The sequence below is a fragment of the Microbacterium pumilum genome (genome assembly GCF_039530225.1).
In the GTDB taxonomy this organism is placed as follows: Bacteria; Actinomycetota; Actinomycetes; order Actinomycetales; family Microbacteriaceae; genus Microbacterium; species Microbacterium pumilum.
On the sequence record NZ_BAAAOH010000001.1, the window covers coordinates 213,025 to 226,413 of the forward strand.

Sequence of the window (13,389 nt, forward strand, 5' to 3'; positions counted from 1 at the left end):
AATGGGCACCTTCATCCAGCTCGTCATCGACGGCCTCTCGACCGGGTCGATCTACGCGGCGCTCGCTCTCGCCATCGTGCTGGTGAATCAGGCGACGGGCCTCATCAACTTCGCGCAGGGCGGGATGGCGGTGCTGTCCGCGTACATCGCCTGGCAGCTGACCCAGTTCGGCATCCCGGTGCTCCTCGCCATCATGCTGTCGATCGTCGTCTCGTTCGTGCTCGGCGCGATCGTCGAGCGATTCCTCATCCGCAAATTCGAGGGCGGCGACCCCGACACCGCCGTCGTCGTGACGATCGGGCTGCTGACACTCATCACGGGGGTCTGCGCATGGATCTGGTCGTACAACAACAAGCTGTTCCCGTCGCTCTTCCCCCTCGAGACGGTCAACATCGCGGGAGCGGTCATCAGCGTCCGTTCCCTGGGCACGATCTTCGTGATCGTCGCGATCATGCTGCTGCTGCAGCTGCTCTTCGTGGGCACCAAGCTCGGCCTGGCGCTTCGGGCCGTCGCGATCAACCCGCAGTCCGCTGCATTCTCGGGCATGCCGGTGGGGCGCCTGCTCATGGTCGGGTGGGGACTCGCGGCGGGGCTCGGAGCGGTCGCCGGCGCCCTGGTCGCACCGCAGCTGACCCTCACGCCGGGAATGATGGACGCAGCCCTCGTGTACGCGCTCGCGGCGGTCATCATCGGCGGGCTCACGAGTCCCATCGGCGTCGTCGTCGCGGCGTGGATGATCGGCGTCCTCGAGAACCTCGCCGCCGTGTACGTGCCGTTCATCGGTCACGACCTCAAGATCGCCGTGCCGTTCATCATGATCTTCGTCGTGCTCATCGTGCGCCCGCAGGGCCTGTTCGGCCGCAAATCGGTGGTGAGGGTCTGATGTCGACCACCACCGCCACCGTCCCCTTCATCCGCAGGCCCTGGGTCCGCTGGGTCGGGATCATCCTCATCGTCGCGCTCGCGATCGTGCTGCCCCTCATGCTTCCGGAGTTCGCCAACTCCACCCTCGCCCGCATCGGCGTCTTCGCCGTCGCCGTCCTGGGTCTGAACGTCGTCATGGGCTACACCGGGCAGGTGTCGCTCGGGCAGATCTTCTTCCTCGGTCTCGGCGCGTACGTCACCGCTTACGGCGTCGAACAGGACTGGAACATCGTCCTCGTCTTCGTGCTCGCGTGCCTCGTCCCGGCCGTCACCGGGCTGCTCATCGCACTCGCGGCGGCGCGGCTGGGCGGTCTGGCGATCGCCATGGTGACTATCGCGCTGCCGATCGTCGGCGTGCCGCTCGCCAAGCGCCTCTCGGAGTTCACCGGCGGATCGCAGGGCATGTCCGCGCGATTCTCGGATGCACCCGATTGGACCATGCTGTACGACGATCAGTGGCAGCTGTACATCGTGCTGCTCATCGGCGGCATCTCGTTCCTGCTCACCCGCAACCTCGTCCGCGGCAAGTACGGCCGCGCCTTCGCGATCGTGAAGGGCAACGAGGCCGTCGCCTCGTCGATGGGGATCTCGCCCTACCGCTACAAGGTGCTCGCGTTCACCGTCGCCTCGCTCCTAGGGGGCGTCAGCGGTTTCCTCTACATGGTCGTCATCCAGTACACCTCACCCGAGACGCTGAACTTCGGCCACTCGATCACACTGCTGGCGTCGATGGTGATCGGCGGCGCCGGGAGCATCCTCGGCTCGCTGCTGGGCGGCGCGTACTACGTGCTCGTGCCGCAGCTCACGAACATCATCGACCCCGGGCTCACCGCCGTGTTGCAGGGCGCGATCCTCCTCATCGTGCTCTTCGTCCTCCCCGGCGGCCTGGTGTCGCTCCCGCGGCTGTGGCGCCGGCCCGGTCGCCGCCGCGGCGACGGCGGACCTCGAGCCACCGCATCCGTGGGCGCGGCGCCATCCGTGGCAGCCGCGGCTGCCCCGTCGGGCGCGGCATCGGGTTCGGGCGCGCCACCCGCCCCTGCAGACTCATCCAGCCACCCACCCACAGAGTCACAAGAAGGAAGGCAAGACACATGAGCACACAGCGCACCAGGATGCGGGCCGTGTCGGTCGTCGCCGGCATCGGCATCGTCGCCCTGCTGGCGGCCGGCTGCGCCCGCGGTTCGGATGGCGGGGGCGGGGGCGATGAGACCTCGGCGCCGAGCCCGGGAATCACCGACGACTCGATCACGCTCGGGATCACGACCCCGCTGTCGGGTCCGACGGCGGGCCCGGGCACGTGCACCGTGGCGGGCATCACGGCGTACTTCGGCGCGAAGAACGCCGACGGCGGCGTGGAGTTCGGCGACGGCAAGACCCGCGAGGTGAAGATCGAGGCGCTCGACGACGCCTACGACCCGCAGAAGGCCGCCGCGAACTACGAGCAGCTCAAGGACAGCGTCTTCGCGATGACCGCGGGTCTCGGCACGCCGACCAACCGCGCCTGGCGCGAGGCCGCGACCGCCGACGAGGTGCCGCAGGCGCTCATCGAGACCGGGGACCCGATCTTCTCGGACGCGACCGAGAGTCCCTGGAGTCTCGGCTTCGTACCGATCTACCAGAACGAGGGCGCAGCCTTCGGCGAACTGCTCGCGTCATCGAGCGAGGAGCACAAGGTGGCCATCCTGTCGCAGAACGACGACTACGGCGCCGGCTATGTCGAGGGCTTCAAGAGTGCGATCGAGGGTGCCGACAACATCGAGATCGTGAAGGAGCTCACCTACGAGGCGACCGACGCGTCCGTCGACGCGCAGCTCACCGAACTGGCCGCGACCGATGCCGACGTGTTCTTCAACGCCATGTCGATCACACCGCTCGTGATCTCGTCGCTGCAGAAGACGCAGGAGCTCGGATGGCTGCCCAGCTGGTTCCTCCCGTCGAACACCTCGAGCCCCACTGCGATCCTCGAGCCGGGCGGTGCCTCCGCGTTCCCGGGCGTCTACACCGTGTCGTTCGCCAAGGCCGCGGCGAGCCCGGCGTTCGCCGAGGACCCGGATGTCGTCGACTTCCTCGCGAACCTCAACGAGTACGCCGACTACCCCGACACCCCGGCGTTCCCGCACTGCTCGTGGAGCTACATGATCGGCGCGACCCTCGAGCAGGTCTTCGCGAAGATGACCGAGCCGACGCGCGCCGACTTCATGGAGCAGCTGCGCACGATCTCGGACTTCGCCGCCCCCTTGATGCTCGAGGGCACCGCCGTCGACACCACCCAGGACGGCCAGCCCGCCGTGTCGAGCGTCGTCGTGCAGAAGTACAACGGCAAGGGCTACGCGAACGCCGACACCTTCGGATGAGGCTCAGTCCCGGCGGTAGCGGTCGCTGAGCCCGTCGAAGCGCCCGCGGCCCGGCCGGACTCGTTCCGGCCGGGCCGCAGCGCGTTTCCGACGTGGCGCGCTGAGCCCCAAGCGGTCCCGAGCGGTCGCTGAGCCTGTCGAAGCGTCCGCGGTCATGCGCATCGGCCCTTCGACAAGCTCAGGGACCGATCCGCAAGCTCAGGGACCGATGCGCAAGCTCAGGGACCGACGCGCAAGCTCAGGGACCGATCCGCAAGCTCAGAGACCGATGCGCAAGCTCAGGGACCGACGCGCGGCTGAGGAACCGGGGCGCGGCTGAGGGACCGGGGCGCGGCGTCAGTCGAGGCCGCGCAGCACTTCGACGATGCCCTCGAGGTGCATCCGGGTCGCGGCTTCGGCGGCATCCGGATCCCGCGCCAGCACCGCGTCGATGATGGCGATGTGCTCGGGGGCCGACTGGCTGGCCCGGCCGGGGTGGAAGGCGAGCCGGAACTGGTGGCGGGCGGACTGCGCGCGCAGCCGCTCCAGCAGCTGGGTCGCCGTGGTGTGGTGGCTGAGCACGCGGATGCGGCGGTCGAGGTCCTGGTTCAACCGCGCGTACTCCACGAGGTTGCCCGACGCCACGGCCGACTGGATCTCGGACCGCAGCCGCCGCAGCTGCTCGGCATCCGGCTCGGTCAGGTTCTCGGCCGCCTTGCGCGCGCACAGCGTCTCGAGCCCGATGCGCACCTCGACGATCTCGATGGCTTCATCCACGCTGATGGCCCGCACCCGCGCACCGCGGTTCGGCACGCGCTCGACGAGGCCTTCGCTCGTGAGGTTGAGCAGCGCCGTCCGCACCGATGCCCGCGACTCGTCGTACCGCTCGCTGAGGTCGGCTTCGATGAGACGCTGATGGGGAGCGAACTCGCCGTTGAGGATCGCTTCTCGCAACTGCTGGGTCAGGCCGATGCGGTCGGCGGCCTCATCGGCCTCGACGAAGGCGGTATCCGTCATTCGCCTGTCCTTCCCTGATGTGCCTCCAGACTAGCCGCCGGCCCGAGATTGCCTACGAGATTCGCGTGGATCTTGTCGGCAATCTTGCCTCGGGGCGTCGGGCGATGCACGCTTGAGGAAAGCGTCCCGACACCCGAAACGAGAGCGCTCGGCGCGCGCCGCACGACAGACAGAGAGGTGGTCGAGTTGTCGAACACAGTGACGGATGCCCCGGTCAAGACGGGACTGTTCATCGGGGGTGAGGTGCGCGACACAGCCGAGTCTCTCGCGATCCCCGACCCCGCGAAGCCCGGCGTGATCGTCGGGCACGCCGCATCGGCGTCGAGGGAGGACGTCGCAGACGCCGTCGCTGCGGCGAAGGCCGCCTTCCCCGCCTGGTCGGCGCTCAGCCCGCAGGAACGGGCCGCCCAGATGGCCGAAGCGATCGCCGGGATCGCCGACGATCGTGACGAGGATGCCGCGATCCTCTCGCAGGAGAATGGCAAGGTGCGCATCGAGGGCTGGATCGACGCGCTCGTCTTCGAGATCCGGTGGAACCTCGCGCTGATGCTGGCCGACGAGGTCGACACCGGGCACACGCTCCCCGTGATCCCCGGCGCGATCCCGGTCTCGACCGAGGTCACCTACCAGGCGCTCGGAGTCGTCACGGTGATCGTGCCGTTCAACTGGCCGATCGCGATCCTGGGGGCATCGCTGCCTCACGCGCTCCTCGCAGGCAACACGGCGATCGTCAAGCCACCGCCATCCGCCCCTCTTGCGACCACGCGCGTCATTCAGCGGGTCGCTGAGAAGCTGCCGCCGGGTGTGCTCAACGTCATCACCGGCAAGGACGAGAACATGACGGGTCTCATCCAGAACACCGACATCGCCAAGGTCTGCTTCACGGGGTCGGTCAACGGCGGCAAGCGCATCATGGAGCTCGCCTCGAAGACGCTGACGCGCGTCACGCTCGAGCTGGGCGGCAATGACGCGGCAGTCTTCCTCGAGGACGCCATCCTGGACGACACCCACCTCGACCGGCTGTACGCCGCCATCTACGACACGACCGGCCAGATCTGCATGAATGCCAAGCGCGTGTTCGTGCACCGTTCGCGGCTCGACGACCTCCTCGCCGGCCTCACGGAACGGCTGGAGAAGGCCAAGCTCGGCTACGGGCTCGGTGAGGGCACGACCATGGGTCCACTGCACTCCCCCGCCCAGAAAGCGTTCGTCGACGAGATCATCCAAGAGGCGAAGGATGCCGGAGCCGACGTGCGCGAATTCGGCGAGCTCCCCGGCGGCGAGCTCGAAGGCGGCAACTTCGTCCGTCCGGCGATCGTCGTCGATCCCGACCCGGCGCTGCGCGTGGTGACGCAGGAGCAGTTCGGGCCCGTCATCCCCATCATCCCGTTCGACTCCGAGGATGAGGCCGTGCGACTGGCGAACGACACGTGGGGCGGACTGTGCGGATCGGTGTGGACGGCCGACCCGGCCGCTGCCACACGCGTCGGATCGCAGCTCGTGTGCGGCTACGTCTGGGTCAACGACCACGGCGCGACCCGTCTCGACCTGCGCGCACCGTTCGGCGGCATGAAGCAGTCGGGCATCGGCCGCGAGCAGGGCATCGAGGGTGTGCGAGCGTTCCAGGACACCCGCGCGATCGCCACGATCGACCCCGCCGCGCTGGCCGCGATGGCCCACTGAGTAGCGCGTCGCCGAACGACAGGCTCGCCCGCTGAGGCTCAGCCGGCCTCGAGCTCGTCCACGAGCTCGAGGCCGCGGCGCGCCCAGGCGATCTCGCCCAGGGCGTGCTCCACGAGTCCCTCGTACGTGATGCGCTTGAAGGCGATGGTTCGCGGCTTGTCGACGTCGGCGGTCACAGCGAGCCGACGGACGAGCATGGGGTTGCTCAGGTTCTCGATGTGCACCAGCTCCCCCCGCCACTGCTCGAGCTCGCCCTCCCACTCGGCGATGTGTCCCCGGAAGAACTCCCGCGCCGCGTCGTACGACACCGACTCGAGGTACGCCGCACGCAGGTGGGCGGGGTCCCGCACGCGTTGATACTCGAGGGGCGTCTGCATCCACTCGATGAAGGCACGGTCGCCCGCTTCGGTGACGTGGTAGACGCGGCGACGCGCGCGCTCGCCGCGCAGCTGGTCCTCGCCCTCGACGAGCCCGGCCTCCTCCATCTTGCGGAGCTCCGGGTAGATCTGCGAGTCGGGCGCATGCCACACATGCCCGACCGACTGCGAGAACTGCTTCTGCAGGTCGTAGCCCGACAGCGGGCCGACGCGGAGGATCGCCAGGAGCGCATAGCGCAGGCTCATCGCATCCTCCTCTTCACCGGCGACACCGTCAGGCGGGCTGGTAGTTCGTCCGCCAGCCGCCGTGGTACGTCGACCGCGCCACCGTCGAGTAGGGCACCGGGCTCACGACGACCCGCACCGCGGTCTGCTCGTGAGGCTCGACGCTGGCCTTCGTGGTGCCGCCGTTCGGCTCGCCCCAGACGACCTTCAACTCGGTGCCCTCCGGCACGTTGGGGTCGACGGTTGCGAGCGAGAGGCCCCGGCGCTCGTTGGCGCTGTAGCCGGTGAACATCGAGTAGCCGACCACCGTGCCGTCGCCGTCCACGACGGAGTCGTAGTTCGCCGATCCGTAGTTCGCGAGCGGCAGGTCGAAGAACTTGTAGTTGGGCCCGTCCACGTTCAGCAGCGACGTCCACACCCTGCCGAGGTCCTCGGCATCCCACGCGAGCGTGACCTTCTTGCGCTGGCTTGCCGGGTCGATCCTCTCGAGCGCATCGCGGCCGACGAAGTCGTGGTCGAACTTCACGAAGTTGCCGTAACCGAGCTCCCACGGGGTGAGGTAGTAGTCCTCGATGCTGTCCGACACGAAGGATCCCGCGAGCGTTCCGGTTGCCTCGTAACCGTCCGCCGGGAGCCACTCGCGGTAGGCCCGCTCGGCCTCGCCGGTGTAGATGCCGGGCAGCGGCGACGGGATCCAGCCCGACTCGAGGGTGTTCGACGGGTACGCGCGTGATCCGACCGGCACGAGCCCGAACTCGGCGCCTGCCTCGACGATCGCGGTCCAGATGCGGTCGTGGTCGGCATACGGGCCCCAGACCTCCAGGCCGGGCGCCCCGGCCATGCCGTGGCGGAGTGTGCGGACGGTGGTGCCGTCGATGGTCATCGTCGACATGTTGAAGAACTTCAGCTGCTCGAGCGGCCCGCCGTTGAGCTTCTCGATGACCTGCCACGCGTTCGGGCCCTGGATCTGGAAACGGTAGTACTGCCGCGACACCTCGTGCCCGTACGGACGAGAGGGCGAGCGACGATCGACCTGGATGTCGAGATTCCGGTAGCCGCCGGTCTCGCCATGGAACAGCAGCCAGTTCGCCGCCGGAGCGCGTCCGACGTAGACGAACTCCTCGTCCGCGAGACGGAACAGGATGCCATCACCGATCACATGCCCCGCTGCGGTCGTCGGCACGTACTGCTTCGCCTTGTCGACCGGGAAGATCGAGGTCGAGTTGATCGCGGTGTCGGAGATCAGCCGGATCGCGTCGGAGCCCCGCATGAAGAGGTTGTCCATGTGGTGCGACTGGTCGTAGAGCACGGCGGTGTCGCGCCAGGCCTTCTGCTCCTTGATCCAGTTCTGGAAGTCGGCGGGTACCACCGGGTAGATGTACGAGCCGATCTGCGAGTTGCGCAGAAGGTCGACGGCGTTTCCGGAAGCGTCGATCACTTCCTGCAGATTCTTCGCTGCCATGGGGTGAACCTCTCTGTTCAGGGGGGACGGAGAAGCGATCTCCGGTCAGGTGGCTAAAAGACGATCGTGTGGTTTCCGTGACGGATGACGCGGTCCTGCGCGTGCCACTGCACGGCGCGTGAGAGCACGGCGCGCTCGACGTACGCGCCCCGCTCCTGCAGGTCGGCGGCGGAGTGTGAGTGGTCGACGCGGGCGGTGTCCTGCTCGATGATCGGTCCCTCGTCGAGGTCCTTCGTCACGTAGTGCGACGTGGCCCCGATGAGCTTCACGCCACGCTCCTTGGCCTTGCGGTACGGCGCTGCGCCGATGAACGCCGGCAGGAACGAGTGATGGATGTTGATCACCGGCACCCCGATCTGCTCGAGGAACGAGTCGGACAGGATCTGCATGTAGCGCGCGAGCACCACGAAATCGACGTTGCCCTCGAGCAGCTTGACGATCTCGGCTTCTGCACCGGCCTTGTCGGGACCCTGCGAGGGCACGTGGAAGAACGGCACGCCGAACGAGCGCACATCCTCGGCGGTGTTCGTGTGGTTCGAGATCACCATCGGGATGGTGACCGGCAGCTCGCCTCGACGGTGGCGCCACAGCAGCTCGAGCAGGCAGTGGTCGGAGGTCGAGACCAGGATCGCCATCCGCTTCGGGATGGACTGGTCGGTGAGCCGCCACTCCAGCCCGAGCGGTGTGATGGTCTTCGCGAGGTCCGCCTCGATCTCGGGGATCGCCGCCTGCAGGTCGGGGCGGTGGAACACCACCCGCTGGAAGAAGGCGCCGCCGATGGGGTCGTCGGAGTACTGGTCGAGCGCGAGGATGTTGCCGCCGTTGCGGGTGATCAGGGCGCTGACCGCCGCGACGATGCCCGGCCGGTCCGGACCGTGGATGATCAGGCACGCGTGGTCGCGGAGGGCGTCGGTGTGGACGGTCATGATGGGCCTCAGTCCTGTGCGGCGATATACCCGCGTGCCCATTCCGCCGTGGCACGCAGGCCGCCGAATGTGTAGAAGTGGAGTCGGACGTCGCCCGCCGCGGCATCCGCGGCGAGGAGTGCCGAGAGGTCGGTCACGAACCGGTCAGGGCCGGCGGTGCCCATCAGGTTGGTCAGTGAGAATCCGTACTTCTTCACGATCATGGCATTGGCGCCGATTCCGAAGCGACGCGCGAAGCCGAGCAGACGCTTGATGCCCGCGGGGCCCGGCGTGCCGACCCGGATCTGCGTGCCGATCCCGCGGTCGCGCACCGCCTTGATCCAGGTGGTCACCGGATCGGTGTCGAACGCGAACTGGGTCAGGATGACGGCATCCAGCCCCTGCTCCTGAAGGGCCGCTGACTTGTCTGCGAGGTGCCGCCACAGCACATCGGTCTCGATGTCGGGGTGGCCTTCGGGGTAGCCGGCGATCGACACCTCGTGGACGCCGTATTCGGGAAGCAGACCGCTGCGGATGATCGAGAGCGCGTCCGGATAGGGACCTTCGGGCTCGGCCGGATCGCCGCCGACCGCGAACACGTGCTCGGTCGCGCCGACCTCGTGAAGGCGACCCAGGAACTCCTCGAGCTGGTCCTGCGACGAGAGCCGGCGCGCCGAGATGTGCGGAACCGGGATGAGGCCCATCTCCTTGACGGCCCTCGCTGCCGCAACCCGCATCTCCAGGTCCTCGTTGCCGAGGAACGTGACGTTCACCTTCGTACCGGGGGGGATCACGTCCCGCGCCGCCTCGAGTGCCGGCACATCCTTGCCGGTCATCTCGAGCGAGAACCCGTTCAGCAGACCGAGTGCGGCGGCGGAGTCGGGGGCGGATGTGGTGCGTTCCACAGCGGGGGATCCTTTCCTCAGCGTGCCGGCCGCTTCACCGCGACCCGCACTGCACGATACCTATGGACATAGGGAACGTCAATAGGGAACTAGCCCGTCTCCACATGGTCCGTCCGCCTGTCGAGCACGAAGCGGTCGCGGCCGGCGAAGATTCCCACAGACGTGCTGCAGGTCGGCTTGGCCCACGGTCATCGGACTCTAGCCGTCACCTGCCCGCCGCGACCGGCCACTCCCGATGAGCGGAAGATCGGTGCGACCCTCCACTCCTCACCCACGTCACCCTCGGTGAATGAAGCGGGCGCGGTCTCGGGCCGCTAGGGTCGGCCCGTGGGACCGCAAGCACGCACGAGGAGGCGTCGACCATGACTTCGCAGCCCGATCCCGGCGCACTCCTCCGATCCAACGGCTACGTCGCCCTGCTCGTCATCGCCGCGCTCATCGGCGCGCCGATCGCCGCTGTCGCCTACTTCTTCCTCGCACTGGTGTCTGTGCTGCAGAAGTGGATCTTCACGACGCTGCCCGAGGCGCTGTGGTCGGGCAGCGCTCCGGTCTGGTGGCCGCTTCTCCCCCTGTTCGTCGCCGGCATCCTCGTCTCACTCACGATCAAGTACCTGCCCGGCACCGGAGGACATTCTCCGGCCGAGGGATTCGCGATGGAAGGCGCACCGACCGGCGCGCAGCTGCCGGGCGTTGCGCTCGCGGCTCTTGCGACGCTCTGCCTGGGAGTCGTGCTGGGCCCGGAAGCGCCGTTGATCGCTCTCGGAGCCGGTCTCGGCGCGCTCACGGTCAGGCTGGTGAAGCGCGATGCCCCGCCCAGGACGCAGACGATGATGGCAGCCGCGGGCAGCTTTGCCGCCATCAGCACGCTCCTCGGCTCACCCCTGACCGGCGCGTTCCTGCTCATGGAAGCCTCCGGACTCGGCGGCGCGACGCTCGGACTGGTCCTGGTGCCCGGACTGCTGGCCGCGGGGATCGGCTCGCTCGTCTTCATCGGCCTCAACGCCTGGACGGGCCTCGGCACCTTCTCGCTGTCGCTCGCGGGGCTCCCCGCCGCCGAGTCGCCGACCGGCGTGCAGTTCCTCTGGGCCATCGTGATCGGCCTGCTGGCGGTTCCCGTGGGTGCCGGCATCCGCTGGCTCGGCGTGACGCTGCGCCCGATCGTCGAGAAGCGGATGCTGCTGCTCACGCCGGTCGCCGGTCTCGCGATCGCCGCCCTCGCGATCGTCTACGCACTCATCACCGGCGAGAGCCCCTCGGACATCCTGTTCTCCGGCCAGGACGCGCTCGGCCCGTTCATCACGGATGTTCCGAACTACACGATCGGTGCCCTGGTGCTGCTCATCGTGTGCAAGGGAATCGCGTACGGCATCTCACTCAGCAGCTTCCGCGGGGGGCCGACGTTCCCCGCCCTGTTCATCGGAGCCGTGGGCGGGGCCGCGTTGTCGCACCTCCCGGGCCTGCCCATGATCGCGGGCGTGGCCATGGGCATCGGCGCGATGTGCGTCGTCATGCTGAAGCTCCCGCTCACCTCGGTGCTCCTGGCCACCCTGATCCTGGCATCCGACGGGCTCATGCTCATGCCGCTCGTCATCGTCGCGGTGGTCGTGGCGCACGTCGCGTCCGCCCGATTCACGCCCGCGCGCGAGAAGCTCGAACTGGCGCCCATCCCCGAGCAGGGGAAGGGCGCCAGTTCGACGCGACTCACTTGATGGAGCCTCGGGTGACGCCCGAGATCACCCACCGCTGCGAGAAGATGTAGACGATCAGCAAGGGCGCCATCGCCATCAGATATGACGCGAACGCCACTGTGTAGTCGGTGTTGAACTGCCCCTGGAAGACGTACTGCGCCAGCGGCAGGGTCCGCGCCGAGGGATCGGTCAGCACCACGAGCGGCATGATGAAATCGTTCCAGGCCCACGCGCACGTGAGGATGCCGACCGTGGCGTTCATCGGCATGAGGAGCGGGAAGATCACCGACCAGAACACGCGCCAGGTCGATGCTCCATCCATCCGCGCCGCTTCCTCGAGCTCGATCGGGATCGAGCGGATGTAGGCGGTGTAGATGAAGATGTTCAGCGACAGGCCGTAGATCGTGTACAGGATGATCATGCCGGCCTGGTTGTCCAGCCCCAGGATCGCGGTCTGCTTCACCAGCGGCAGCATGATGATCGGGAACGGAATGAACAGCGCCGCGAGGAAGTAGAAGAACACTCCCTTGAAGAACGGCCGGTGGATGTTGCGGGCGATGGCGTACGCGACGATCGAGCTCGTGAGCAGGGTGAAGACGACCGCACCGACCGTGATGAGCGCCGTGTTCGCGAGCGCCTGCGGGAAGTTCGTCCGCTCCCAGGCCTCGGGGAAGTTCTCCCAGCGGATCGGGTTGGGCCACTCGAATCCGGTGCCTTCACTCAGCTGGGCCGGAGTCTTCAGCGCGACCACGACCGCGAGGTAGAGCGGGATCAGCACCGTGAGCGAGCACACGGCGATCAGCGCCGTGGCCCACCAATTGGTCTTGCGGGTGTCGTCGCTGCGGTCGCTCACACGCCGGCGGCGATTGCTCGTCGTGAGGGCGTCGACATCCTGCTCGAGCTGTGGAGCGACGTTCGTTGCGGTAGTCATCAGAAATCGGCCTCTCTGCGCTGAAGGACACGGAATTGCAGGAGCGAGACGATGGTGATGACGATGAAGAACACCACCGCGTTCGCTGACTGGTAGGCGAACTCGCCGCCGCTGAACCCGCCGCGGAAGATGAGCAGCGTCACGGATTCGGTGGCCGTCCCCGGGCCGCCGTTCGTGAGGGCGACCACCTGGTCGAACACCTGCAGGAACCCCTTGAGGCTCAGGACGATGTTGATCGTGAGGAACGCGCCGATGAGCGGAAACGTGATCGACGTGAACTGCCGCCACGGGGTTGCGCCATCGATGGAAGCGGCTTCGTAGAGCTCCCCGGGGATGGTCTGCAGCCCCGAGAGATAGATGATGATCGAGAACGCGCACGCCTGCCAGACACCCAAGCCCACGATGGCCGTCCACGCCCAGGTCTCGTTCGTCAGGATGTTGTCGGCGAACAGTGGGATGCCGGAGAGGATCTTGGGCAGCGAGTTCGAGAAGAAGAACTGGAACACGTAGCCGATCACCAGGATGGCGAGCACGTACGGGACGAAATACACGCCCCGCCAGAAGTTGCTCGCCTTGATCTTGGCGTTCAACCCCAGCGCGATCGCGAGCGAGATCACGTTCGTCAGGATCGTCGCGACGATCGCGTAGAGGAACGAGAATCCGTATGCCGCCAGAACACGGTCGTCCTTGAACAGGTTCACGTAGTTGGACAGACCGATGAAGTTCCAGTCGCCATAGCCGGGGTAGTTCGTGAAGCTGAAGAAGATGCCGATCAGCACCGGCAGGGTGTGGAAGAAGGCGAACGCGATCACCGCCGGCCACACCATCCAGTAGAACGCCGCCGCGGGCCGCTTCTCACCGGACCGGATGCGGCTGGCACGCTTCTTCACGGTGCCACCTGTCGAAGAGGCGCGCACGGCCTCCGTCATGGTCGTCATG

12 protein-coding genes are annotated in these 13,389 nt (G+C 67.5%); 5 read left to right on the forward strand and 7 right to left on the reverse strand.

Going from position 1 to position 13,389, the window contains the following annotated elements; all coding sequences use genetic code 11:
* The first annotated feature begins 1 nt into the window (after position 1).
* From ABD188_RS00990 to ABD188_RS01000, 3 genes are read left to right on the forward strand one after another with little or no spacing between them, the layout of a single operon-like run.
* On the forward strand, positions 2-883 hold the full coding sequence (locus ABD188_RS00990) for a branched-chain amino acid ABC transporter permease (RefSeq protein ID WP_344057661.1): 882 nt from the start codon (positions 2-4) through the stop codon (positions 881-883).
* Complete coding sequence (locus tag ABD188_RS00995; RefSeq protein WP_344057663.1) at positions 883-2,019, forward strand: branched-chain amino acid ABC transporter permease; 1,137 nt, start codon at positions 883-885, stop codon at positions 2,017-2,019. Before ABD188_RS00990 ends, ABD188_RS00995 begins: the two co-directional genes overlap by 1 nt.
* Positions 2,016-3,278 carry an ABC transporter substrate-binding protein gene (locus ABD188_RS01000; RefSeq protein WP_344057664.1) on the forward strand — a complete coding sequence of 421 codons (1,263 nt, stop codon included), beginning with the start codon at positions 2,016-2,018 and terminating at the stop codon, positions 3,276-3,278. The genes ABD188_RS00995 and ABD188_RS01000 overlap by 4 nt, the downstream gene beginning before the upstream one ends.
* A gap of 336 nt (positions 3,279-3,614) precedes the next feature.
* Here the strand turns inward: ABD188_RS01000 and ABD188_RS01005 are convergent, their stop codons facing one another.
* Positions 3,615-4,274 (reverse strand): GntR family transcriptional regulator, encoded by a 660-nt coding sequence (locus tag ABD188_RS01005; protein WP_344057665.1) that lies wholly within the window; start codon positions 4,272-4,274, stop codon positions 3,615-3,617.
* A gap of 186 nt (positions 4,275-4,460) precedes the next feature.
* On the opposite strand from ABD188_RS01005, the gene ABD188_RS01010 reads away from it, so the two are divergent.
* Complete coding sequence (locus ABD188_RS01010; protein WP_344057667.1) at positions 4,461-5,957, forward strand: aldehyde dehydrogenase family protein; 1,497 nt, start codon at positions 4,461-4,463, stop codon at positions 5,955-5,957.
* 38 nt (positions 5,958-5,995) lie between these two features.
* Here ABD188_RS01010 and ABD188_RS01015 read toward each other — a convergent pair whose 3' ends face one another.
* Genes ABD188_RS01015 through ABD188_RS01030 form a run of 4 tightly spaced genes read right to left on the reverse strand, consistent with a single transcriptional unit; the run spans position 5,996 to position 9,762 of the window.
* The gene (locus ABD188_RS01015; RefSeq protein WP_344057669.1) at positions 5,996-6,580 is read right to left on the reverse strand and encodes a PadR family transcriptional regulator; all 585 of its coding nucleotides are present in this window, start codon (positions 6,578-6,580) and stop codon (positions 5,996-5,998) included.
* Positions 6,581-6,608: 28 nt separating this feature from the next.
* Positions 6,609-8,021: a vanillate/3-O-methylgallate O-demethylase gene (gene ligM / locus ABD188_RS01020; RefSeq protein WP_344057671.1), complete on the reverse strand. Its 1,413-nt coding sequence runs from the start codon at positions 8,019-8,021 to the stop codon at positions 6,609-6,611.
* A 53-nt stretch (positions 8,022-8,074) separates the two neighbouring features.
* Complete coding sequence (gene purU / locus ABD188_RS01025) at positions 8,075-8,947, reverse strand: formyltetrahydrofolate deformylase (RefSeq protein WP_344057673.1); 873 nt, start codon at positions 8,945-8,947, stop codon at positions 8,075-8,077.
* A gap of 8 nt (positions 8,948-8,955) precedes the next feature.
* Entirely contained in the window at positions 8,956-9,762 is an 807-nt protein-coding gene (locus ABD188_RS01030; protein ID WP_344066784.1) for a methylenetetrahydrofolate reductase, read from the reverse strand.
* Between the two features lie 431 nt (positions 9,763-10,193).
* Between ABD188_RS01030 and ABD188_RS01035 the strand changes: the two genes are divergently transcribed.
* Positions 10,194-11,540, forward strand: coding sequence for a chloride channel protein (locus ABD188_RS01035; protein ID WP_344057675.1), 1,347 nt, complete (start codon positions 10,194-10,196; stop codon positions 11,538-11,540).
* Here ABD188_RS01035 and ABD188_RS01040 read toward each other — a convergent pair.
* Both ABD188_RS01040 and ABD188_RS01045 read right to left on the reverse strand, forming a co-directional pair.
* Positions 11,533-12,450 (reverse strand): carbohydrate ABC transporter permease, encoded by a 918-nt coding sequence (locus ABD188_RS01040; protein ID WP_344057677.1) that lies wholly within the window; start codon positions 12,448-12,450, stop codon positions 11,533-11,535. The two genes, ABD188_RS01035 and ABD188_RS01040, sit on opposite strands and share 8 nt — an antisense overlap.
* Positions 12,450-13,388, reverse strand: a complete 939-nt coding sequence (locus tag ABD188_RS01045; protein WP_344057679.1) for a carbohydrate ABC transporter permease — start codon at positions 13,386-13,388, stop codon at positions 12,450-12,452. The genes ABD188_RS01040 and ABD188_RS01045 overlap by 1 nt, the downstream gene beginning before the upstream one ends.
* Between the last annotated feature and the right edge of the window lies 1 nt (position 13,389).